This window comes from Citrobacter gillenii, assembly GCF_013337685.1.
GTDB classification, from domain to species: Bacteria; Pseudomonadota; Gammaproteobacteria; order Enterobacterales; family Enterobacteriaceae; genus Citrobacter; species Citrobacter gillenii.
Genome location: NZ_SUQN01000002.1, coordinates 633,080 through 655,405, shown reverse-complemented (window position 1 = coordinate 655,405; position 22,326 = coordinate 633,080). Strand labels below are relative to the sequence as shown.

Below are 22,326 nucleotides of genomic sequence, written 5' to 3'. Positions count from 1 at the left end.
TTTCGCTGTCATGCGCCTGGTGCAACTGTCCCGCAATTCTATCGCCTTCCCGTCACCGGAAGGCGCGTTACGCGAACCTAACGGTTTGTTAGCACTGGGTGGCGATCTGAGCCCTGCCCGTCTGCTTATGGCGTACCAGCGCGGTATTTTTCCGTGGTTTTCTCCTGGCGACCCAATTCTTTGGTGGTCGCCCGATCCGCGCGCCATTTTGTGGCCTGAGACATTTCATCTTAGCCGTAGCATGAAGCGTTTTCATAAACACTCACCTTATCGTGTCACGTTAAATTACGCCTTTGGTCAGGTGATTGAAGGTTGTGCCAATGACCGCGAAGAAGGGACCTGGATAACGCGTGATATTGTTGACGCTTACCACCGCCTGCATGAATTGGGGCACGCGCATTCCATTGAAGTGTGGCGGCACAATGAATTAGTCGGCGGTATGTACGGCGTTTCGCAAGGCACGCTCTTCTGCGGTGAATCAATGTTCAGTCGTCAGGAAAATGCCTCAAAAACCGCGTTGCTTGTTTTTTGCGCTGAATTTAGCCAGCAGGGTGGGAAGTTAATTGACTGTCAGGTGTTAAATGGACATACAGCGTCGCTGGGCGCCGTCGAAACGCCGCGTCGGGAGTACCTTGAACACTTGAGCAGACTGCGCCAGCAGCGGTTACCCAGCCATTTTTGGGTACCGCGGACGTTATTTTTACCTCAGGAGTGAATGTTTTCGGCACATTTTTTGTCGGGGTGTTATAATTGCGTCGCAGAGTTGGTTTAGCCCATTACCCCGCCGCCGTTAAGGAACAGTTCGCGTCAGGCAACGCCTATCGTTTATCTCATCGTTCCCTTACACGTTGCGCTTTAAGTGCGGCTTTGCCGTGTGTGGATAGAGTAATGCGCCAAACTTGATTTGCTGTATTTTAATCGCGCAAATCTTTACTTATTAAAAGAACTTCGGCATTATCTTGCCGGTTCAAATTACGGTAGTGATACCCCAGAGGATTAGATGGCCAAAGAAGACAATATTGAAATGCAGGGTACCGTTCTCGATACGTTACCTAATACCATGTTCCGCGTAGAGTTAGAAAACGGTCACGTGGTTACTGCACACATCTCCGGTAAAATGCGTAAAAACTATATCCGCATCCTGACGGGAGACAAAGTGACTGTTGAACTGACCCCGTACGACCTGAGCAAAGGCCGCATTGTCTTCCGTAGTCGCTGATTTTTTTCACGCCAGACTGGCGTCCAGATAATAAAAGGTCGGTATATCCGGCCTTTTTTGTGGGCCAAATTTGAGGCTTTAGTCCTCAATCATGCGTGCATATTCTTCCGTCAGGAAATCCACTAATGCGCGCACCGAGGGCAATAACCCCCTACGTGATGGAAAGACCGCGTGAATAATCTCCCGCCTCGGTTCCCAGCCATCCAGCAATGCCACCAGCTCCCCTGCGGCTAATTGATCCTTGACCATTAACTGCGGGAGTTGCACCACGCCTACCCCGGCAACCGCGGCCTCGCGCAGCGCCAGCATATCTGTGGTGATCATACGCGGTGTAAAATGTACTTCCGCGCGGGCCCCCTGTGGGCCAAACAACTCCCAACGATGAACATGTTTCCCCGCCGCCAAACTCAGCCCAGGCCAACGGGTCAGCTCTGCCGGGGCGTGTAATGTCCCCATCTGCTCAACCAATCGCGGGCTGGCATACAGCCGGTGCCCCCTGTCAGCAAGCACCCGCATGACCAAATCACTGTCTTCAAGAGGACGAGGTCGGACGCGAATCGCCACATCCAGACCTTCTCCGACGACGTCGACGCGGCGATTCGTAGCTTCAAGCTGTACTGCGACATCCGGATAACGCGCCATGAATCGGGCCAGCATCGGACCGATATGGACATGCAACAGCGTCACCGGGCACGTCAGTTTAACAATGCCACGTGGCTCAACCTGCAACGCCGCAATGGCATCCTGTGCCGCCTGCGCCTCCACCAACATCGCCTTACAGTGTTCGTAAAAGGTCTGCCCGACCTCCGTGACATTAAACTGCCGGGTTGTTCGCTGAATCAAACGCACCCCCAGTCTCTCCTCCAGTTGCGCAATACGCCGACTGAGTTTGGATTTGGGCTCATCAAGCGCACGGCCTGCCGCTGCGAATCCTCCCTCTTCGACAACATGCACAAACCATGCGAAATCATTGAGATCCAACTTCGTCATCTTATTGTCCTATTAATGAGACGGTGAGGACTATTTTAGCCACTACTCAGCTCGCTGTCATGGATATAAGCTTATTCACATCAAGATAACGCCACTGAGGAGATACATATGAAACACGTAACAGGCGTCTATACCGCACCTCGCCCACACTGGGTTGGCGATGGATTTCCAGTTCGCTCGATGTTCTCTTACCAGTCTCATGCTGAGCAGCTCAGTCCGTTCCTGCTGCTGGATTACGCGGGTCCGCATACCTTTACACCGGGTAATGAAAAGCGCGGCGTCGGTGAGCACCCGCACCGTGGTTTTGAAACAGTGACCATTGTTTACAGCGGTGAAGTTGAGCATCGCGACTCAACCGGGCGCGGCGGCATTATCGGTCCAGGCGATGTGCAGTGGATGACAGCAGGGGCCGGGATTTTACACGAAGAATTTCATTCGCCGGAATTTACCCGTAAGGGCGGCGAGCTGGAAATGGTCCAGCTGTGGGTCAACCTGCCAGCCAAAGACAAAATGACCGTGCCGGGTTATCAGGGCATCAGCAGCGACGTTATTCCCACCGTCGACCTGCCAGATGACGCAGGTACCGTGCGCGTGATTGCGGGCAGCTATCAGGATACGAAAGGCCCCGCACATACCTTCTCACCGTTAAATGTGTGGGACATGCGCCTGCAAAGTAATCGCCCGGTCACGCTGTCCCAGCCGGAAGGATGGAGCACTGCGCTGGTGGTGCTGAAAGGCACGATCACCATCAACGGTGCCACCTCCGCGGGTGAAGCGCAGCTGGTGGTATTAAGCCAGCAGGGTAAAACCCTACATATCGAGGCCAGTAGCGACGCCAGCGTGCTGCTGCTGTCAGGCGAACCGTTAAATGAACCCATTGTCGGTTACGGTCCGTTTGTGATGAACACAAAACAAGAGATCGCCGAAGCCGTACGCGATTTCAACTCCGGCCGTTTTGGCCAAATCTAAAGCGAAGGAGAATACGATGTCCAGTCCTGCAAATTTTAATGGTTCACGCCCGGTTATCGACGTAGATGATGCCGTGATGCTGCTTATCGATCACCAGAGCGGTCTTTTTCAGACCGTCGGTGATATGCCAATGCCCGAACTGCGTGCCCGTGCCGCTGCGCTGGCAAAAATAGCCACCCTGGCGAAGATGCCGGTGATCACCACCGCCTCCGTTCCACAGGGACCCAACGGCCCGTTGATTCCGGAAATCCACGCCAATGCGCCCCATGCTCAGTACGTGGCGCGCAAAGGCGAGATCAACGCCTGGGATAACGAAGACTTTGTTAAAGCCGTCAAAGCAACAGGTCGTAAAACGCTGATTATCGCCGGTACCATTACCAGCGTTTGCATGGCTTTCCCGGCCATCAGCGCGGTAGCGGAAGGGTATAAAGTGTTTGCCGTCATTGACGCTTCCGGCACTTACAGCAAGATGGCGCAGGAAATCACGTTGGCGCGAGTGGTACAGGCAGGCGTGGTGCCAATGGATACCGCAGCCGTTGCGTCTGAAATACAGCGGACCTGGAACCGGGAAGATGCCGCTGAATGGGCGGAAGTGTATACCAAAATCTTCCCAGCCTATCAGCTGCTGATCGAAAGCTACAGCAAGGCTCAGGAAGTCGTCACCAACGGTGAAAAACTGGACTCTCAGCGCTAATCATGTTCTCTGCGCCTGTCCGGGCGCAGAATATGTCTATTGCGTAACCAAACGAGAGTGAAGACGTAAATTCTGCTTGACCGTTTTAGCGCAACTCCCTATAGTAGCGCCCCGTTGCCCCCCAAGCGGTCAGGCAGCAATACAATACGGTGAGGTGTCCGAGTGGCTGAAGGAGCACGCCTGGAAAGTGTGTATACGGCAACGTATCGAGGGTTCGAACCCCTCTCTCACCGCCACATTTGAGAAAGAGCTCGTACGCAAGTACGGGCTTTTTTTTCGTCTATTGCATTTACCGAATGCGGCCAACAACCCGCATCCATCCTTAGACCTGACAAGCGAAGCGTCATCAGGCATTCCCTGCGAAGAAAAGAAACTATTGTCGGCTGAGCAGCGTCAATACTTCATAGTGCGCGGTGTGCGGGAACATATCGAAAAGTTGAACCCGTTCTATGCGATAGCCTGGCAGCTCGCCAATATCCTTCGCCATGCTTTGCGCATTACAGCTGGAGTAGATGATAAACGGCGGTGCCATGTGGGAAAGATAATCACACAGGGGTTTACCAATGCCCCGACGCGGAGGGTTCACCAGCACCAGATCCGGAACGTCTTCCTGTGCCGTCGCGAATTGGGTCGAATCGAGCGCTTGAAAGTGCATATTCTGTAACCCCAACGTCTGCGCAGATTGTTTCGCACAGGCGATCGCCTCTGGTGCGATCTCGATACCCGTCAGTTTCATCTGCGGCGTAGCGCAATGCAGGCCAAAACCGCCAACACCACAAAACAGATCCCACATATGGTTGACCGAAAGCTGACGCACCCAATCGCGAGCCGTGGCATACAAACGCTCAGCCACTACCGGGTTGGTTTGAAAGAAACTCTGCGGGCGGATCCACAGCGGTACATCATTAAAACGTTCAGCCAGCGCCTGCTGCTCCGTCAGGAAGATTTCTGTCTCCCCTTCCATAATCGCCATATGCACCGGCTGGATATTGACCGTTATCACCTTTAACTGCGGTAACTGCGCCTGCAGCCACGGCAACGCCGCGCGCAGTTGGCTCAGCTTGGCCTCTGAGCGTAAGACAAAACGCAGCATCATACCGCCGTCAAACTGGCTTTCCGTTAACAGCACATATTTCAGTTCGCCCCGCTTACGCGCTACGTTGTAAGGCGTCAACCCGGCACGGGCGATAAAGGGTTTTAGTGCGGAAAATACCGGCGCAAATGAGGCAGGATAAAGCGGACAGTCGCACAAATCTTCAGGTGTACCGTCACGATGCAGCATGCCCAACAGCGGTTTTTCCACGCTACCGCTCACCACCATTTTGGCTTTATTACGAAAAGCGCTCTCCGGGCCAACGACGGGCGCGCACCACTCCCTGACCGAATAGTCGGCAAGAAGAGTCTGGAGATCGGCCATTTTTGCACGGAGTTGATCGCCAACGGGCTGTGTTATCCACTGACAGGAACGACAGCGATCGGCGTCATAAAGAGCGCACTGCATAAGAAAACCTTCAAATTAACCGGGGCGAAGATTATACACATTATTGCAGACGGAAGAACCGTCGACTGGATGCCGGAACAAACAGCAACAACAGCACCAGCATATCCGGTAATTTCTGCATCACCAGCGTGCGAAAAATTTCACGCTTCGATTCACCCGCAATACTGAACAGCTCGGGATAACCATAACCTAACGATGCCGCCCACAAATAACCGGAGGCCACCACCTGGGTAAACAGATAAATCCAGCGCGCCCAGTTACGTCCTTTGACCAATGAAAAGGCACAGTAAATTTCGATAAACACCAGTATCAGACTGCTTAAAAACACCAGCGTTAAATTCCAGGTCTGCACGCTACGCTGGATAAATGCCATTGTCCCGCTCACACCCAACGTATTGAAAATCATCAACAGATCGAGGCCGCGGATCATAATAATAGCGAGCGCCGCCACCTGCACTAAAGCAGGAACGTTTAAGCGAGCATGTGATGTGGATGATTTCTTAAAAAATCCCAACGCGTCGTCTTCCGTGAAAACGGTGCAGCGCCACATGCTGCACCGAGTAGAGGTTGGCAGATTTTAGTTTTTTCAGCCGCGTCTTGCACGCTGGATATCGCGCAACCGCTGCTTTTCTGTCCGGGCCATCAGGTACCACGCGATAAATCCGATAATTCCTACCACGCCAAGAATCAGCGTCGCCAGCGCGTTAATTTCTGGATTAACCCCCATACGTACGCTGGAGAACACCAGCATCGGCAACGTCGTCGCCCCAGGACCGGAAACAAAGCTGGCGATCACCAGATCGTCAAGCGACAGGGTGAAAGCCAACAGCCAGCCGGAAATCACCGCCGGCATAATCATCGGCAGCGTGATGACAAAGAAGACCTTCAGCGGCGTGGCACCAAGATCCATCGCCGCTTCTTCGATGGAGTGATCCAGTTCGCGCAAACGCGAGGAGATAACGACCGCCACATACGCCGTACAGAAAGTGACGTGCGCCAGCCAGATGGTTAACATCCCGCGATCTGCCGGCCAGCCAATAGCATGCGCCATGGCAACAAACAGCAACAACAGCGACAGGCCAGTGATGACATCCGGCATAACCAGCGGCGCTGTTATCATAAAGGCAAAGCCATTCGAACCCCGGAAACGACCAAAGCGCACCAGCACCACCGCAGCAATCGTGCCGAGGATCGACGCCATCGTCGCCGCACAAGCAGCAATGGTCAAACTCATCCCGACAGCGCTTATCATGGCAGTATCGTGGAGCAATTCACCGTACCAGCGCGTCGACCACCCTGCCCAGACCGTCACCAGTTTGGAGCTGTTAAACGAATAGATAACCAGCATCAGCATCGGCGCGTACAGGAAAGTGAACCCTATGACCAGGATAAAAATACGCCACGGTGAGCGAACGACGGGTAAATTATTCATCCGTGTTCCCCCACACTTTTTTGCTGATATTTATGGAACCACATGATCGGCACAATCAGTAACAGCAGCATAATAATGGCCACAGCCGACGCCACCGGCCAGTCGCGGTTATTGAAAAACTCCTGCCACAACACACGGCCAATCATAATGCTGTCCGGCCCGCCCAGCAGTTCAGGGATCACAAACTCCCCGACCGCCGGGATAAACACCAGCATTGAGCCTGCGATGATCCCGCCTTTGGTCAACGGCACGATCACGCTAAAGAACGTTTTCAGCGGTCGGGCCCCAAGATCCAGCGCCGCTTCCACCAGCGAATAGTCGATACGTGTCAACGCGGTGTAGATCGGCAGTACCATAAACGGCAAATATGCATAAACAATCCCGATATAGACCGCCAGATTGGTGTGCAGGATCGTCAGCGGCTGATCGATAACTCCCAGCCACATCAGAAAATTATTCAGGATCCCGTTATTTTTCAGGATCCCCATCCAGGCATACACGCGAATCAAAAACGAGGTCCAGGAAGGCAGGATCACCAGCAACAGCAGAATATTCCGCGTTGACGGTTTGCTGTGTGCCACAGCCCATGCCAGTGGATATCCCAGTAGCAAACAGCAGATCGTAGAAATCCCCGCCACCTGCAACGACTGCAGGTAAGCATCAACATACAGCGGGTCAGCCGTCAGTTGCAGGAAGTTGCCAACATTGAGCGTGATGGAGAGCTGGTCGTCTGCCCATGAGATGAGGTCAGAATACGGGGGTATCGCCCGCGCCATCTCAGAAAAAGAGATCTTAAAGACGATTAAAAATGGCAGCAAAAACAGCAGAATCAGCCAGATATACGGCAGCGCAATCACCACCTTGCGCCCATGCCTCATCTGCATCCGCGACATAAACAGCGTGAAACGGCTCGCGTTGTCCACGCGCGCCGGAGGTTCAAGTGTACGCATTTTCACTCCTTAAACCGTCAACACTACGCAACTGTCCGCATCCCAACACAAACGCACCTCATCGCCCCAGGTCGGTAGCCCCTTACGGTAGCGATGTTCGTTTTGTAGCTGGGCACTCAACATCTGGCCGCTTTTTAAACGCACGTGGTACACCGACAAATCACCGAGATAGGCAATGTGCACTACTTCCCCCACCGCAAAGTTATAGCCATCTGCCGGTGGAGTCTCACAGAGCATAATTTTTTCCGGACGCAGCGCGACGTACACCGGGACGTTATCAACGATGGAGGCATCAGCATCGACTTTCAGCGGATGGACCAGCCCCGGAGAGTCAATGATCAGGCCGTCTTCCTGACGCGCTTTCAGTAGCCCCTCGAACACGTTTACCGAGCCAATAAATTCCGCGCTATAGCGGGTGGTCGGGTGCTCGTAAATCTCTTCAGGCTCGCCGATTTGCACGAACTTGCCGCGATTCATGATCGCAATACGCCCCGCCATCGTCATGGCTTCTTCCTGATCGTGCGTTACCATCACACAGGTCGCACCCACACGTTCGAGGATATCGACCACTTCCAGTTGCATGCGGTCACGTAGCTTTTTATCCAGCGCCCCCATCGGTTCGTCCAGCAGCAGCAGTTTAGGACGTTTTGCCAGGCTGCGCGCCAGCGCCACACGCTGTCGCTGACCGCCGGAAAGCTGATGCGGTTTGCGTTTGGCAAATTCCTGCATATGCACCAGGCCCAGCATCTCGTTGACCCGGCTGGTAATTTCAGCTTTCGGCAACTTGTCCTGCTTCAGGCCAAAGGCAATGTTCTGCTCCACCGTCATATGTGGGAACAGCGCGTAGGACTGAAACATCATATTAATCGGGCGCAGATACGGCGGGACGTGTGCTAAATCGACACCATCGAGCATAATTTGCCCGGTGGTCGGCAGTTCAAAGCCCGCCAGCATGCGCAGCAGGGTTGATTTGCCGCAGCCGGAGGCCCCTAGCAGGGCAAATATTTCGCCTTTGTAGATAGTCAGGTTGACGTCATCGACGGCGTGCTGGCCATCGAAAGACTTGGTCAGATTACGAATTTCAAGCAGCGGGGTTAGCGCTTTACGGGTTTTCGCCTGTGGGCGGGGGGTCGCATCATTCACGTGAGTGCTCTCCGGCATAAAACAAAGAAACAGTGCAAATAACGCACCAGCATGGTGCGTATTGCCGGGTTATGAGTGTTCAGGGTTCGGGTGTCCCGGCGGACTTACGCGCCGCCGGGTCATCTCCCTGACGCGGGTTATTTCCCGCTTTTCACCTTGGTCCAGGCACGGGTACGGACACGATCGATCTTCGGATCCTGTACTTTCAGAGTGAACAACTTGGCTCGCACATCGGCCGGCGGGTAAATCCCCGGATTGTCACGAACTTCAGGGCTGACCAACGCCGTCGCCTCTTTGTTCGCGTTGGCGTAGAACACGTGGTCGGAAATATGGGCAATCACATCCGGACGCAGCAGATAGTTGAGGAACTGATACGCTTCGTCTTTATTTTTAGCATCCGCAGGCATGGCGAAAACATCGAAGAACGCCATCGCCCCTTCTTTTGGAATTGAGAAGGAAATATTGACGCCATTTTTCGCTTCTTTCGCGCGATTAGCGGCCTGCCATACGTCCCCTGCCCAACCAATTGCCACGCAGCTATCACCGTTTGCCAGATCGTTAATGTATTGAGAAGAGTGGAAATAACGAATATTCGGACGCAGCTTCAACAGCAGATCGGTTGCCGGTCCGGTGTAATCGTCCGCTTTGGTACTGTTGGGGTCTTTACCCAAGTAATTCAGCACGGTGGCAAACACTTCTTCGGGGGCATCAAGGAACGAGACGCCGCAGCTTTTGAGTTTTTCCAAATTTTCCGGCTTCAGGATCAGATCCCAACTGTCGACCGGCGCATCCGCGCCCAGCACCGCCTTCACTTTATCCACGTTGTAGCCAATACCGGTGGTTGCCCACATATACGGCATCGCAAACTTGTTGTCTGGATCGTGTTTCGCCACCAGCTTCAGCAATTCGGGATCGAGGTTTTTCCAGTCTGGCAGTTTACTTTTGTCCAGCGGTTGGAAAACACCCGCAGTAAGCTGACGCTCAAGGAAGCTGGCGGAAGGAACGACAAGGTCAAAGCCAGTGCTACCCGCCATGAGCTTACCTTCCAGTACTTCATTGGAGTCGAACACATCATAAACCACTTTAATGCCGGTCTCTTTTTCAAAATTAGCCACCGTGTCGGGGGCGATATAATCAGACCAGTTATAAATATGCAGCGTTTTTTGTTCAGCAGCGAGCGTGCCGGCAGAGAGGGATATCAGAGCACCCGCAACCAGGCCTGATAACCATTTTTTATTTAAGGCGGTCATAATCTCTTTCCTTCTGAAAGTTCGTTAACAAACGAACAAAAAATTCACACTCTATGATATGCAAGAAACGTGCATATTTTTTCATTCAGCACAAATAAGAAAAGAGGCTTCCCCTGTGCCGCTATGGCTCGCTAATAATCACGGAATCATTCAACATGCATTGCGGTCGCATGCAGCCCATAAAGGGTTCATTGAAGGATGACGTTTATAAGCCTCACCAGAATAACTTTAGCCAGGATTCGAGGATATAGCCCAGTTAAAAAAACGTCTTTTATCAATTTTTTATGCAGGATTTATCTATGACATAAGGCAGAAGGCGTGGAAGTTAGGTGAATAATTCTTTAATAAAAGGTTAAATTCAGAATAAAAATAGGGTAATACGCAACCGCTCTGGCAGCGGCTGCGCTTTTGGCATCATTGCTCAGGAAATATTAATGGAGGAAATGGGTCTCAGTACCGCTGTTTTGCACATCTTCTTCAGCGTTAAATAACAGTTGATGCGCCCCGGCCTCAAGGATCACCATGGATATCTGCTCTTCGCTCTGGCGAACAAAACATTCGAACTGCTCAAACGTGACGCCCGGCACAACGTATAAAGACTGGCAAACCACCAGCTTTGGCAGATTATCATCCTGCATGTCCAGAAAGGCTTTCACCGTCAGCGAACTGGCATTAATGGATGACAGATCGGCGGCCAACGGCAGCAACGCCGATGGCCTGACTTCCGCCATCGCAGAGAACAGAATGACGTTATCCACCAAATCAATTTTCGCATCAAAGATGCCGTCAAAGTTTTGCATATGGGGTAAATGCAGCGCCTGACAGGTATCGCATTCAAAAAAACTCATGCCCAGGTCGTCGAGCCATTGACGCAACGTATCCAGAGTGGGAACGACCAGTGATGTCATAATAATGTGCGACCTCTTTCGATGAAAAAATTACCGGCACAGCTTACGCAAAAAGACCGCGTCATACCACGATCGCCATCGATATTGCGTTCAGCCGCCGATTTTAAGACAAAATTCCGGAGTTGCATGACGTTCGATCCACTTGATCATCCGTCCGGCAATATCAACCCCCGTGGTTTTCTCCACGCCTTCAAGCCCCGGAGAAGCGTTAACTTCCATGACCAGCGGCCCGCGGTCTGCGCGCAAAATATCAACGCCAGCCACATCCAGGCCCATGGTTCGGGCGGCTTTTATCGCGATGTCCCTTTCACGCGTCGTAATATTGGCAATACTGGCCACGCCACCGCGATGGAGATTAGAACGAAAATCGCCCTCTTTAGCCCGACGCTCAATAGCAGCCACCACCTCGTCCCCTACGACAAAACAGCGAATATCCCGCCCTTTGGCCTCTTTAATATATTCCTGCACAAGGATATGTGCGTTCAGTCCTCGAAATGCATCCACGACGCTCTCCGCGGCCTGACGCGTTTCGGCCAGCACCACACCGATACCCTGGGTGCCTTCTACCAGTTTCACCACCAACGGTGCGCCGCCGACCATATCAATCATGTCGCTGGTATCGTCCGGTGAGTGCGCGATTCCGGTAATCGGGAGATCGATTCCCTGACGTGCCAGCAGTTGCAATGAGCGCAGCTTATCGCGCGCACGGGTGATCGCCACTGACTCATTCAACGGATAACTCCCTAACATCTCGAACTGGCGCAACGCCGCCGTACCGTAAAAGGTAATCGCCGAGCCGATTCGTGGGATGACCGCATCAAAATGAGGGAGCTGGCGGCCCTTGTAATGAATCGAAGACGCCGCCGGACTAATGTTCATATAACAGGAAAGGGGATCGATAATTTCAACCAGGTGACCGCGCTGCATCGCCGCTTCACGCAGGCGCTTACAAGAATAGAGCGTTCCGTCCCGGGACAAAATGGCAATTTTCACCCTGCACCTCTCTGAAAGACCTGCTGAAAGCCGGCGTATCATACACCGGGTTAAAATCTTTAGCGCGTAGCCCATCCCTGTTTGTGCAAATATTCCAGAATAAAGGGGCGATTTTCTTTGATGATGGTGCGGCGAATATGATCGCTCCAGGTATCACGACGCGTGTTGCTGCCACGGGTCAGATAATACTGCGCAAGCTGTTCATCATAGTGAGCCAGGGCGTCCTTATCGAGCGGCTGGTATTGATTTTCATGCACCACAATGGCCGCAGGCAGCCGTGGCTTGATATCGGGATTATCTGCAGGCCAACCGAGACACAGACCAAACAGCGGCAGAACATGCTGCGGCAGTTTCAGTAACTCAGTTACAGACGCAATATTGTTGCGCAGTCCGCCAATATATACACCGCCAAGCCCCAGCGACTCTGCAGCCGTCAGCGCATTTTGCGCCATCATCGCCGTATCAACCACGCCCAGCAGCAGTTGTTCTGCCAGTCCCAGCTGTGCGTCAGGGCAAATCTGTAAATGACGGTTAAAATCAGCGCAGAACACCCAGAATTCGGCAGCCTTCGCCACGTGCGGCTGCCCACCCGACAGCGTCACCAGCGACTCTCGCAGGGCCTTATCCGTCACCCGAATAATCGCGCTGCACTGTAAAAAACTGGAGCTCGAGGTGCCTTGCGCGGCAGCTATAATCGCCTCGCGCTGCGCATCCGAAATCGACGCCTCGGTGAAATGGCGAATAGAACGGTGGCTGCGAAGTAAATCAATGGTTGGAGTCATCTCTTTTTTCTCTGGCTGAACGGGAAGATACGCTGGATGTTCGCGACATCAGCTGCGGCGCCAACAGTTGCGCAATGCGCCACATTAAAAACACAGCGGCGGGAAGCATCAACAAAACCCCCAGAAAAATCATCACCACACAGGCCAATGGACTGTTAAGCGGCGCGGGTAAGGTGAGATAATCGTTAAGCGACAATAGCGCCAGCGCTAACGACACCATACCGATCGTTTCCAGAATCAATATGCTTTTAGGTAACACACCCACAGTGCGCATACGTGGCCTCCCGGCGAAGTGGCTCGTAGTATAAAACGTTCCGAGTTCTCATGTTTAACAGATATAGCGTAGATGTATCAAAGCAACAGGCCGAACCTACTTTCCATCCGACATAAATCGCGGCATCATACAGTCATTCGCCATCTGGCCTGATAAGTTCGAGGAGAGTGAGATGTTTGCTGTTATTTTTGGTCGCCCAGGGTGCCCGTATTGCGTGCGCGCAAAAGAATTGGCAGAAAAATTAAGCAATGAGCATGAAGATTTTAACTTCCGCTACATTGATATTCATGCTGAAGGGATCTCAAAAGCCGATCTGGAAAAGACGGTTGGTAAGCCGGTAGAGACCGTACCGCAGATTTTTGTCGATCAGAAACACATCGGCGGCTGCACGGATTTCGAAGCATGGGCAAAAGAGAATGTGAATCTGTTCGCCTGATTGCCGTCTCTACGCCCTCCACTGGAGGGCGTAATCAGTGTTTTTTCCGCTGCTGATGCTGATTAAATAGGCTACTGATAAACAGAAAACACAATGCGCCAAGCGCGCACCAAAACACCGCACTAAACAACCATGCAAGCTCTTGCCACAGCGAACGCGTAGGCATAAACACAAATCGCATCAATAACAAACAACACGGTGCCGCCAGCATTGCACCGAGAAGAGGTCTAAGCACCTCACGACGATGGGAAAAAAAGCTGGCCGCTGCTCCTGGCAATATAAAAAACAACAACCCAACCTCAGGATGCCCAGCCGCCTTAAATGCTCCTTTCACGTTCAGCGTCAATGAAAGACACACCACAATAAAAAGCACAAAGCAGCAGATCGCACCCGCCCAACCTTGCCTATGTTTCAATCGTTCCTCCTGACACTCTCTATCGAACACTCTTTTCGCCCAAAGGCGTCCAGTCAGATAAAGTCGTTCGGCATTCCATGCCAAAAACGCACTCACACGATTCTTATAGCCGTTGAAACGTAATGAGATTAAACTAGCCGCATATATCGTCATGCTGCTTTATTTGGGGCTGTGTACGATGCTGTCGCCCCTTAATTTCTGGCAAAAACATTAGCGTAAATTGCCATTTCTTTCAATAGCTTACTAGTAAACAAGAAGTTAGTCTCCGTGAATATAAACGTCGCAGATTTGTTAAATGGGAATTACATCCTGTTATTATTTGTGGTCCTGGCGCTGGGGCTGTGTCTGGGGAAATTACGCCTGGGTACAGTCCAACTCGGTAATTCCATTGGCGTTTTAGTAGTCTCCCTATTATTAGGCCAGCAGCACTTTAGTATTAACACTGATGCTTTAAATCTCGGCTTTATGCTGTTTATTTTTTGCGTCGGCGTCGAAGCTGGTCCCAACTTTTTTTCGATTTTTTTTCGCGATGGGAAAAATTACCTAATGCTTGCTCTGGTCATGGTCGGCAGCGCAATGCTGATCGCCCTGGGACTGGGTAGGCTATTTGGCTGGGACATCGGCCTGACAGCTGGCATGCTGGCAGGTTCAATGACCTCCACGCCGGTGCTGGTCGGCGCGGGTGACACATTGCGCCATTCAGGGATGACAGGAACACAGCTGTCAACGGCTCTTGATAACCTGAGCCTCGGTTACGCACTGACCTATCTGATCGGACTGGTCAGCCTGATTGTCGGCGCACGCTACCTGCCAAAACTGCAGCATCAGGATTTGCAAACCAGCGCCCAACAAATCGCCCGTGAACGTGGCCTCGACACCGACGCCAACCGTAAGGTCTATCTGCCTGTGATCCGCGCCTATCGTGTCGGTCCGGAATTGGTTGCCTGGGCTGATGGTAAAAATCTGCGTGAGCTGGGTATCTATCGCCAGACCGGTTGTTATATCGAGCGTATCCGTCGCAACGGCATTCTGGCTAACCCGGACGGCGACGCTGTATTGCAGATGGGCGATGAAATTGCCTTAGTGGGCTACCCGGATGCACATGCCCGCCTCGACCCTAGCTTCCGTAACGGCAAAGAAGTGTTCGATCGCGATCTGCTCGATATGCGCATCGTCACCGAAGAGATTGTGGTGAAAAACCACAATGCCGTCGGTCGTCGTCTGGCGCAGTTAAAACTGACCGATCACGGCTGCTTCCTTAACCGCGTGATCCGTAGCCAGATTGAAATGCCGATTGATGACAACGTCGTGCTCAATAAAGGTGATGTGTTGCAGGTCAGCGGCGATGCCCGCCGCGTAAAGACCATTGCAGACCGTATCGGCTTTATTTCAATTCACAGCCAGGTCACCGACCTGCTGGCCTTCTGCGCTTTCTTTATCATCGGCCTGATGATTGGGATGATCACCTTCCAGTTCAGTAATTTCAGCTTTGGCATCGGAAACGCAGCTGGCCTGCTGTTTGCCGGTATTATGCTTGGCTTCCTGCGCGCCAACCACCCGACGTTTGGCTACATCCCACAGGGTGCGCTGAATATGGTGAAAGAGTTTGGCCTGATGGTCTTTATGGCGGGCGTCGGCTTAAGCGCAGGCAGCGGTATTGGCAACGGCCTCGGCGCAGTCGGCGGACAAATGCTGATAGCGGGCCTGATTGTCAGCCTGGTGCCGGTGGTTATCTGTTTCCTGTTCGGCGCTTACGTATTGCGCATGAACCGCGCCCTGCTGTTTGGCGCCATGATGGGCGCACGAACCTGTGCACCGGCGATGGAAATCATCAGCGACACCGCGCGCAGCAACATCCCTGCTTTAGGTTATGCAGGCACCTATGCTATTGCCAACGTCTTACTGACGCTGGCGGGGACACTGATCGTCATCGTCTGGCCTGGCCTCGGTTAAAATTTACCCTTTTATGAAATTTTTTTGCAGATAAGCAGAACTTTTCTTCAAGGTGTCAGTCATAACTATTGCCACTGCTTTTCTTTGATGTCCCCAATTTGTGGAGCCCATCAACCCCGCCGTTTTGGTTCAAGGTTGATGGGTTTTTTGTTGCCTGAAATTTGCCGCCCTTCCTGGCCCTTCGACCAATTTGCATCATGCCGGTTATGGCACATACTTTTACACGGTGCTTTTGGTGATGGGGTGCGCAATGTTACTTGCAGGCAAAGTCGCGGTGATTTTCGGGGGCAGCGGTGCAATAGGGTGTGCGGTTGCGCAGGTGATGGCACGCGAAGGGGCACATGTGTTCCTGGGTGCACGTAGCCAGCAAAATCTCAATCAGGCAGCGAGCCGCATTCGCGCGTCAGGTGGCTCGGCCGACACCTTTATCATCGATGTGCTCGACGAGCAGTCGACAGCTGAGCAGGTTATGCAATGCAAGCAGGGTCTTATACCGGGGAAATATTCGCCGCAAAAGCGCAGTCAATGGGGTTAACCGTCGAGCTATGGCTTGGTGGAGCAGCACAAAGTACGATGCTTAAGCGTCTGCCAACGCTGGCACAAATCGCCGAGGTCACAACGTTTCTGGCATCAAACCACGCCAGTGCGATGACCGCGACGGTAGTAAATGTCACCGGGGGCGCAACCGTCAGTTGATAAGCTGTGTCAGTACTACGACAGCCCGGCGATGCGCTCAACCATCACCAGGATATCGTCTCGCTGCAGCGGTTTTTTATCGGTCACAAAATGCAGCGTCATGCCTTCAATAAAGGCATCCAGCGCACGGGCCGTGGCGGGGTCAAACCACTGCTCTAAAGTTTGTTGACTGCGTTGCATCCAGTTTTGCATCACCGTTTTCAACGCCGGTTTACGGCTGGCGAACGCGTACAACTGGTACATAATCTCCATGTTATCCGGTGTGGTGACCTGCGAACTGTAAATCATCTCGGTAATGGCATGACAGGCCTGTGGCGCATCCATCACGTCCATAAAAAATGCCTGATATTGCCGCGACATAGTTTCGGTAAAATGACCGAATGCCTCCATCAGAAGCTCATCGATTCCCGAAAAATAATAGGTCATTGAACCCAACGGCACCTGCGCAATCGTTGCAATCTTACGATGCGTAACTGCATGAATACCATAAGTTATTACCGCTTCTAGCGTAGCCTGAACTATTTTTTCCCGCCGTTGTGGATCGTTCGCGCGTCGCACCGCATTTCCTCTTCTTGCATTTGTGTACAAATGTACACAACCTTGCTAATGTTGTCTCCTTTCCTCATTTCTTTGGCTCGAATTCATGACTGGCATCTCATCACGCAAAGCCTTAAGACGCCGAACCTGGGCGCTGTTTATGTTTTTCTTTTTACCAGGATTATTAATGGCTTCCTGGGCAACGCGTACCCCAGCCATCAGAGATATCCTCTCCGTTTCTACCGCTGAAATGGGGGCAGTATTATTTGGACTCTCTATTGGTTCGATGAGTGGCATTCTTTGTTCGGCCTGGCTGGTGAAACGATTTGGCACGCGGAAAGTGATCCGCACCACCATGTCATGTGCGGTTGTTGGTATGGCGATCCTTAGCGTGGCGCTATGGCTGCATTCCGCCTGGCTATTTGCGTTTGGGCTGGGGGTTTTTGGTGCCAGCTTTGGTGCCGCAGAGGTTGCCATTAACGTCGAAGGTGCAGCGGTTGAGCGTGAGATGAACAAAACCGTGCTGCCGATGATGCATGGTTTTTATAGCCTCGGCACCCTGGCAGGCGCAGGCGTCGGGATGGTGCTCACCGCCTTTAGCGTTCCCGCCAATGCGCATATTCTGCTGGCGGCACTGGTGGCTATTGCGCCAATATTTATCGCCATCAAAGCGATTCCTGACGGCACCGGTAAAAATGCCGCTGACGGTTCTCACTCAGCCGAAAAAGGGCTGCCCTTTTACCGCGATATCCAGCTGCTGCTCATCGGCGTCGTGGTACTGGCGATGGCATTTGCCGAGGGTTCCGCCAATGACTGGCTTCCGCTCCTGATGGTAGACGGACACGGATTTAGCCCGACCTCAGGCTCCCTGATTTATGCCGGGTTTACGCTGGGCATGACCGTCGGACGGTTTACCGGCGGCTGGTTTATCGATCGCTACAGCCGCGTCGCGGTCGTACGTGCCAGTGCGTTAATGGGCGCGCTGGGTATTAGCCTGATTATCTTTGTCGACAGTTCGTGGGTCGCAGGTGTGTCCGTTATCCTGTGGGGACTCGGCGCGTCACTGGGCTTCCCGTTGACCATTTCAGCCGCCAGCGATACCGGCCCCGATGCACCAACCCGCGTGAGCGTTGTGGCAACCACCGGCTATCTGGCCTTCCTGGTCGGGCCGCCGCTGCTGGGCTATCTGGGTGAACACTATGGCCTGCGCAGCGCCATGCTGGTGGTGCTGGCGCTGGTGCTGGTTGCGGCCATCGTCGCGAAGGCTGTCGCCAAACCAGACGTTAAAAATACCCCTGTGACGGAGAACAGCTAATGGCTATTAAGTTAATTGCAGTCGACATGGACGGCACCTTTTTAAGTGACCAAAAAACCTACAACCGTGAACGGTTTATGGCGCAGTACCGCCAGATGCAAGCTCAGGGGATCCGCTTTGTGGTCGCCAGCGGTAACCAGTACTACCAACTGATCTCTTTTTTCCCCGAGCTGGCCGATGAAATCTCCTTTGTGGCGGAAAACGGCGGTTGGGTCGTTAGCGAAGGGGAAGATGTGTTTAACGGCGAGCTGGCTAAAGACGATTTTCAGACCATCGTGGATCATCTGCTAACGCGCACCGACATTGACATTATTGCCTGCGGAAAAAACAGCGCCTACACCCTGAAGCACTACAGCGACGAGCTAAAATCCGTCGCCTCCATGTACTACCACCGCCTCGAATTTGTTGATAATTTCAACAACATCAACGATGTATTTTTCAAATTCGGGCTGAATATCTCTGAAAAACAGATCCCGCAGGTTCAGTCTGCACTGCATGACGCGATTGGCGACATTATGGTTCCAGTGCATACCGGCTACGGCAGCATCGATTTAATTATCCCTGGCGTACATAAAGCAAACGGTCTGCGTCTGCTGCAACAGCGCTGGAATATTCGCGATGAGGAAGTCGTGGCGTTTGGTGATGGCGGTAATGATATTGAGATGCTGCGTCAGGCGGGGTTCAGTTTTGCGATGGCCAATGCCAACGATACCGTGGCCCGTGCGGCAAAATATCGTGCGGGGTCGAATAACGAAGAAGGCGTACTGGATATTATCGACCGGGTGCTAAAAAACGACGCACCGTTTACGCAATAACACCTCAGCACAGACGGCAACAAAAGAATGGCATGATCTCTTCATAATCCGCGTCACATTAATCCGCTGGATAAATATCTCCAGTGAATATTTTCAGGTGATCTGATGATGAAGAAAAGTGTACTAATAGTGGCAATATTGCTGGGGTTTGCGGGAACTGCACTGGCGCAAAGCGTCACCGTTGATGTACCAAGCGGTTATAAAGTTGTCGTGGTTCCTTCTTCCGTGAGCGTGCCGCAGGCGGTCAGCATGACCACCGCGCCACAAACGGTTTATGTTGCTCCGGCTCCTGCGCCGGCACCCGTTTATCGTGTACATCCTTATGCACGGCATGTCGCCAGCGTAGGCGAAGGGATGGTTATTGAGCATCAGATTGACGATCACCACTAAGTTCGCGTAAAGCCCGGGCAGCCGTCAACGCCTCATCGATTTTCAGCCGGACCAGGGTGTCGCTTCAGCTCTCTGGCTTTCAGCTATATCCGTTTTGCTGTTCAGAGATATTCAAGTAAAAGCGCAGGTAGTCAGGTGTGGGCTGGTCCGGCTGAAAATTGCCGACGTGTTTCCGCAAGGCCGGGAGAACCCGCAGGGATGCGGGTTCAGGGCGCGTTTTGCAGGGACGCTACCTCGCGCCCGGGCCGATAGCCTCGAGGAATAAGCGGAGGGGATTGCGAAGCAACAATTTTCCTGCCGGGAGCCGGGATTGTAAAGGGCGTGGCGAAGAACGCCCTTTACACGTTCACAGGAATCAGTGCCTCAGAGAAACGATGAACATGAGGTGAACGGAACCCTTTCTCTGAGAGAGCATATTCATCCCCCCCGCCGCCAACACATGTTGATGCTTTCTGATACCGAGACGTTAACTGAACGGTATTACGGATAGCCGGGCTTTATCCTTCCCGTGAATCCCCTACTCGCTTATCTTTCAGGAAAATAAACATCAGCGCCAGCCACAGTATCCCGCTGGCCAGATTAAACAGGCTAAACAGGCCGTTACCGCCGAGTAAATAAGCATGTTTGCTCAGCTCAATACCAACGGTAAAAATCAGCATCTGCAGCATGCCCATCGCGGCGGAAACCGTCCCTTTGCTCATGTCGCTGGCAAACAGCGTCAGGCGTACCAGCCCGGCATTCGCCACGCCAATCCCAAACGCATAAACACTCAGCCCTGCCGTCATCCACAAATAGGCATGGGAAGAAACCACCGTGGCCGCCGCGGCAATAATCAGCCCCACGGCGATTGGCCAGCCGCCCATAATAATCAGCGACCGTACCGTGCGTCGTGCGGTCAGGCGCGCCAGCACGAGGTTACCGGCGATCAGCGCACCAAAAATCGGCACCTGTAGCAGACCATATTCATAGCTACTCAGCTGTTCACCGCTAATAATGATAATCGGGGATTGAGCGATCCACGCCAGCAACGGCAGACTGACAAAGCCCAACGCCAGGGCACCGGCGACAAAACGCACGTTCTTCAGCACCAGCTTGTAGTCTTTGCCCAGCTCTTTAATCGACAGCGTTTCACCGAGTCGGGTCGCGGTTTCAGGCATCGCGCGCTGCAGGCCAACAAAGGCGATGGCGGCCAGTACCGCAAACAGCACAAACATCCCTTCCCACGGCAGCACGTGCACCCAGGCCGCGCCGACCAGCGGGCCCAGCAACGGGGCAATCAGCGCCACGTTCGCCATCAGGGCGGTAATTTTAATGCATACCGCCTCTTCAAAGGATTCCTGAATCGCGGCATAGCCCACCGCGCCAATAAAGCACAGGCTAATGCCCTGCAAAAAGCGCAGGAAAGTGAATTGTTCAATGTTCTGCGCAAACAGCGTCGCAAGGCAGGTAACAATGAACCACACCACACCGGTTAACATCACCGGCCGACGACCAATACGATCCGACAGCGGTCCTAATAACCACTGCAAAAACATGCCGCCTGCCAGGTACGCGGTCATGGAGGTGGGAACCCAGTCTAATCCGGCCTGATATTGCTCCACCACCGCCAGCATACCGGGCTGGATCATATCGTTGCCGATATACGTAGAGAATTCGTAAAGCACCAGACAGAGAGGGAAAAGTAATGCCTGACGCCCCAGTCGGGCGCCTGAAGATAAACGGTTGTGCATGAAGTCTCTTAACCAATGAAAAAACGCGCAAAGTGTAATAAATGCGCCGGACTGGTGATAGTGAATTATGTGATTTGGCCGCAAAATGCGCACATTTTTACACTCAGTTTCACAATGCACTTTTGCTTTAAGGTTAATTTAAGTTGAACCCGTTATCATGCTCTATAGACGTCATTAATTATCTTAAAAATAGTCATTTAGCTGACAAATAAGACAACACCGCTTTTTATCCCGCTAAAGCGAACTTATGCTCTGCCTGATGGGACTCTTTTAACTACTGTCGTGAATCTGGATGTTATGCTGGAAAATCTGAACAACTCGCTATTTTACCTGATCAACGCCACGCCGGACTCTGCGCAATGGGCGATCGCGTTTGCCGTCTTTATTGCTAAAGATCTGATCAGCATCGTGCCGTTGTTAGCTGTAATCCTGTGGCTTTGGGGCCCGCGTGACCACGTGACGACTCAGCGCAAACTGGTGATCAAAATGGCGCTGGCAATAATTGTAAGCCTGGTCATTTCATGGCTGATAGGACATCTGTTCCCGCACGATCGCCCGTTTGTTAACCACATCGGCTACAACTTCTTGCACCATGCACCTGATGACTCTTTCCCAAGCGATCACGGCACCGTTATTTTCACCTTTGCACTGGCCTTTATATTCTGGCATCGCCTGTGGTCTGGCGCCTTGTTTATGGCGATTGCCGTGGCGATCGCCTGGTCACGGGTGTACCTCGGCGTACACTGGCCGCTGGATATGCTGGGTGGGTTCCTGGCAGCGTTAATCGGCTGCCTGAGCGCCCAGATGATCTGGCAACGGTTCGGCACCTCGCTGTATTCCGCGTTGCAGGCCTGCTATCGCACCTGCTTCGCCCTGCCGATCCGTAAAGGCTGGGTGCGTGACTAATCCACGGTAAAAAGAGTAGTATTAAGCG

General features: G+C 52.7%; 24 protein-coding genes, 1 tRNA gene and 1 pseudogene. 12 read left to right on the top strand and 14 right to left on the bottom strand.

The features are described 5' to 3' along the window. Window positions 1-10: 10 nt before the first annotated feature. Both aat and infA read left to right on the top strand, forming a co-directional pair. A complete protein-coding gene (aat, locus tag FCH32_RS06865) occupies window positions 11-715 on the top strand; it encodes a leucyl/phenylalanyl-tRNA--protein transferase (protein WP_096757699.1) in 705 nt (234 codons plus the stop codon). A 285-nt stretch (window positions 716-1,000) separates the two neighbouring features. Beyond that, window positions 1,001-1,219 carry a translation initiation factor IF-1 gene (gene infA / locus FCH32_RS06855; RefSeq protein WP_002211347.1) on the top strand — a complete coding sequence of 73 codons (219 nt, stop codon included), beginning with the start codon at window positions 1,001-1,003 and terminating at the stop codon, window positions 1,217-1,219. 78 nt (window positions 1,220-1,297) lie between these two features. On the opposite strand, the gene FCH32_RS06850 is transcribed toward infA, so the two are convergent. Beyond that, window positions 1,298-2,209, bottom strand: coding sequence for a LysR family transcriptional regulator (locus tag FCH32_RS06850; RefSeq protein WP_096757700.1), 912 nt, complete (start codon window positions 2,207-2,209; stop codon window positions 1,298-1,300). 108 nt (window positions 2,210-2,317) lie between these two features. Between FCH32_RS06850 and FCH32_RS06845 the strand changes: the two genes are divergently transcribed. The 3 genes from FCH32_RS06845 (at window position 2,318) to FCH32_RS06835 (ending at window position 4,108) form a co-directional block, all read left to right on the top strand. Further along, window positions 2,318-3,178, top strand: a complete 861-nt coding sequence (locus tag FCH32_RS06845) for a pirin family protein (RefSeq protein ID WP_137400353.1) — start codon at window positions 2,318-2,320, stop codon at window positions 3,176-3,178. 16 nt (window positions 3,179-3,194) lie between these two features. Then, a complete protein-coding gene (locus tag FCH32_RS06840; protein ID WP_096757702.1) occupies window positions 3,195-3,872 on the top strand; it encodes an isochorismatase family protein in 678 nt (225 codons plus the stop codon). Window positions 3,873-4,020: 148 nt separating this feature from the next. Beyond that, window positions 4,021-4,108 (top strand) — tRNA-Ser (locus tag FCH32_RS06835). Window positions 4,109-4,245: 137 nt separating this feature from the next. Here the strand turns inward: FCH32_RS06835 and rlmC are convergent. From rlmC to FCH32_RS06785, 10 genes are all read right to left on the bottom strand, one after another. Continuing rightward, a complete protein-coding gene (rlmC, locus tag FCH32_RS06830) occupies window positions 4,246-5,373 on the bottom strand; it encodes a 23S rRNA (uracil(747)-C(5))-methyltransferase RlmC (RefSeq protein ID WP_174360677.1) in 1,128 nt (375 codons plus the stop codon). A 40-nt stretch (window positions 5,374-5,413) separates the two neighbouring features. Beyond that, window positions 5,414-5,923: a YbjO family protein gene (locus tag FCH32_RS06825; RefSeq protein ID WP_096757704.1), complete on the bottom strand. Its 510-nt coding sequence runs from the start codon at window positions 5,921-5,923 to the stop codon at window positions 5,414-5,416. Between the two features lie 36 nt (window positions 5,924-5,959). Further along, entirely contained in the window at window positions 5,960-6,805 is an 846-nt protein-coding gene (potI, locus tag FCH32_RS06820; protein WP_096757705.1) for a putrescine ABC transporter permease PotI, read from the bottom strand. Further along, window positions 6,802-7,755 carry a putrescine ABC transporter permease PotH gene (potH, locus tag FCH32_RS06815; RefSeq protein ID WP_096757706.1) on the bottom strand — a complete coding sequence of 318 codons (954 nt, stop codon included), beginning with the start codon at window positions 7,753-7,755 and terminating at the stop codon, window positions 6,802-6,804. The genes potI and potH overlap by 4 nt, the downstream gene beginning before the upstream one ends. A 9-nt stretch (window positions 7,756-7,764) precedes the next feature. Then, on the bottom strand, window positions 7,765-8,898 hold the full coding sequence (gene potG / locus FCH32_RS06810; RefSeq protein ID WP_135912335.1) for a putrescine ABC transporter ATP-binding subunit PotG: 1,134 nt from the start codon (window positions 8,896-8,898) through the stop codon (window positions 7,765-7,767). Between the two features lie 137 nt (window positions 8,899-9,035). Beyond that, on the bottom strand, window positions 9,036-10,148 hold the full coding sequence (gene potF, locus FCH32_RS06805; RefSeq protein WP_096757708.1) for a spermidine/putrescine ABC transporter substrate-binding protein PotF: 1,113 nt from the start codon (window positions 10,146-10,148) through the stop codon (window positions 9,036-9,038). 431 nt (window positions 10,149-10,579) lie between these two features. Further along, entirely contained in the window at window positions 10,580-11,056 is a 477-nt protein-coding gene (locus FCH32_RS06800) for a type III secretion system chaperone family protein (protein ID WP_096757709.1), read from the bottom strand. A 90-nt stretch (window positions 11,057-11,146) separates the two neighbouring features. Next, complete coding sequence (rimK, locus tag FCH32_RS06795; RefSeq protein WP_117341700.1) at window positions 11,147-12,049, bottom strand: 30S ribosomal protein S6--L-glutamate ligase; 903 nt, start codon at window positions 12,047-12,049, stop codon at window positions 11,147-11,149. Between the two features lie 59 nt (window positions 12,050-12,108). Further along, window positions 12,109-12,831: a nitroreductase NfsA gene (gene nfsA, locus FCH32_RS06790; RefSeq protein ID WP_174360676.1), complete on the bottom strand. Its 723-nt coding sequence runs from the start codon at window positions 12,829-12,831 to the stop codon at window positions 12,109-12,111. After that, window positions 12,815-13,105: a DUF1418 family protein gene (locus FCH32_RS06785; RefSeq protein WP_096757712.1), complete on the bottom strand. Its 291-nt coding sequence runs from the start codon at window positions 13,103-13,105 to the stop codon at window positions 12,815-12,817. Before FCH32_RS06785 ends, nfsA begins: the two co-directional genes overlap by 17 nt. A 172-nt stretch (window positions 13,106-13,277) precedes the next feature. Here FCH32_RS06785 and FCH32_RS06780 point away from each other — a divergent pair, with 172 nt between their 5' ends. Beyond that, a complete protein-coding gene (locus FCH32_RS06780; RefSeq protein ID WP_096757713.1) occupies window positions 13,278-13,541 on the top strand; it encodes a GrxA family glutaredoxin in 264 nt (87 codons plus the stop codon). Window positions 13,542-13,575: 34 nt separating this feature from the next. On the opposite strand, the gene FCH32_RS06775 is transcribed toward FCH32_RS06780, so the two are convergent. After that, window positions 13,576-13,956 (bottom strand): inner membrane protein YbjM, encoded by a 381-nt coding sequence (locus tag FCH32_RS06775; protein ID WP_096759440.1) that lies wholly within the window; start codon window positions 13,954-13,956, stop codon window positions 13,576-13,578. Between the two features lie 267 nt (window positions 13,957-14,223). Between FCH32_RS06775 and FCH32_RS06770 the strand changes: the two genes are divergently transcribed. Both FCH32_RS06770 and FCH32_RS06765 read left to right on the top strand, forming a co-directional pair. Next, on the top strand, window positions 14,224-15,909 hold the full coding sequence (locus FCH32_RS06770) for an aspartate:alanine antiporter (RefSeq protein WP_096757714.1): 1,686 nt from the start codon (window positions 14,224-14,226) through the stop codon (window positions 15,907-15,909). Window positions 15,910-16,159: 250 nt separating this feature from the next. Beyond that, window positions 16,160-16,605, top strand: a pseudogene (locus FCH32_RS06765) (SDR family NAD(P)-dependent oxidoreductase). Window positions 16,606-16,620: 15 nt separating this feature from the next. Here the strand turns inward: FCH32_RS06765 and FCH32_RS06760 are convergent. Then, window positions 16,621-17,163, bottom strand: coding sequence for a TetR/AcrR family transcriptional regulator (locus FCH32_RS06760; RefSeq protein WP_153880165.1), 543 nt, complete (start codon window positions 17,161-17,163; stop codon window positions 16,621-16,623). 85 nt (window positions 17,164-17,248) lie between these two features. On the opposite strand from FCH32_RS06760, the gene FCH32_RS06755 reads away from it, so the two are divergent. The 3 genes from FCH32_RS06755 to FCH32_RS06745 all read left to right on the top strand — a co-directional run bounded on the left by FCH32_RS06755 (window position 17,249) and on the right by FCH32_RS06745 (window position 19,662). After that, a complete protein-coding gene (locus tag FCH32_RS06755) occupies window positions 17,249-18,457 on the top strand; it encodes an MFS transporter (RefSeq protein ID WP_096757718.1) in 1,209 nt (402 codons plus the stop codon). Further along, window positions 18,457-19,272 carry a Cof-type HAD-IIB family hydrolase gene (locus FCH32_RS06750; protein WP_174360675.1) on the top strand — a complete coding sequence of 272 codons (816 nt, stop codon included), beginning with the start codon at window positions 18,457-18,459 and terminating at the stop codon, window positions 19,270-19,272. Before FCH32_RS06755 ends, FCH32_RS06750 begins: the two co-directional genes overlap by 1 nt. A 108-nt stretch (window positions 19,273-19,380) precedes the next feature. Then, window positions 19,381-19,662, top strand: a complete 282-nt coding sequence (locus tag FCH32_RS06745; RefSeq protein ID WP_420838394.1) for a hypothetical protein — start codon at window positions 19,381-19,383, stop codon at window positions 19,660-19,662. 497 nt (window positions 19,663-20,159) lie between these two features. On the opposite strand, the gene FCH32_RS06740 is transcribed toward FCH32_RS06745, so the two are convergent. Further along, window positions 20,160-21,392: an MFS transporter gene (locus tag FCH32_RS06740; protein ID WP_096757721.1), complete on the bottom strand. Its 1,233-nt coding sequence runs from the start codon at window positions 21,390-21,392 to the stop codon at window positions 20,160-20,162. A 297-nt stretch (window positions 21,393-21,689) separates the two neighbouring features. Between FCH32_RS06740 and ybjG the strand changes: the two genes are divergently transcribed. After that, window positions 21,690-22,298: an undecaprenyl-diphosphate phosphatase gene (gene ybjG / locus FCH32_RS06735; RefSeq protein WP_146717116.1), complete on the top strand. Its 609-nt coding sequence runs from the start codon at window positions 21,690-21,692 to the stop codon at window positions 22,296-22,298. Window positions 22,299-22,326: the final 28 nt, after the last annotated feature.